1 pseudogene is annotated in these 500 nt (G+C 41.0%); it reads right to left on the bottom strand.

Going from position 1 to position 500, the window contains the following annotated elements:
* Positions 1–174: 174 nt before the first annotated feature.
* Positions 175–465: pseudogene (locus tag B4237_RS17375) on the bottom strand (type I restriction enzyme endonuclease domain-containing protein); the annotation flags it as partial.
* Between the last annotated feature and the right edge of the window lie 35 nt (positions 466–500).

Raw genomic sequence — 500 nt, 5'->3', positions numbered from 1 at the left:
GCGGACTCATAATCCGTTGGTCCCGTGTTCAAGTCACGGTGGGCCCACCATATATCGAACCCTCTAAATCATGAGTTTAGAGGGTTTTTCAATGGAAAAAATAAGAAAAACAGTTTAGACCAACGGTCTATTTGAAGGTCCATCAGTTCAAAAATCCGATGGTCTAATTTATGGTCAAACCTCTTCTAAATTCGACATTTCCGCTAGTTCATTTGCTAATTGTTCGGCTTGTTCTATAACAGTTTCAGTCGCTAATAATGCCATATCAGGTGGGTATCCATATTTTTTTAGTAGCCGTTTCACAATTACTCTTAACTTTGCCCGTGCTGCTTCTTTAATTGTCCAATCCAACGTGACATTTTGGCGAATGGATGCAGTAAGTACCACTGCAAATTCTCTGAGGATATCTTTTTGCCTGAGTTCTCTTGCATTATCATTTTCAGCGACAGCAGAGTAAAAGGCATATCCACGAGCTTCTTGCCTGGGGTTACGCTACGTTG

Source organism: Acinetobacter sp. UBA6526 (assembly GCF_002434875.1).
GTDB classification, from domain to species: domain Bacteria; phylum Pseudomonadota; class Gammaproteobacteria; order Pseudomonadales; family Moraxellaceae; genus Acinetobacter; species Acinetobacter venetianus.
Note: the sequence above shows the minus strand (reverse complement) of the source record. Positions and strands in the feature narration are given on the sequence as shown.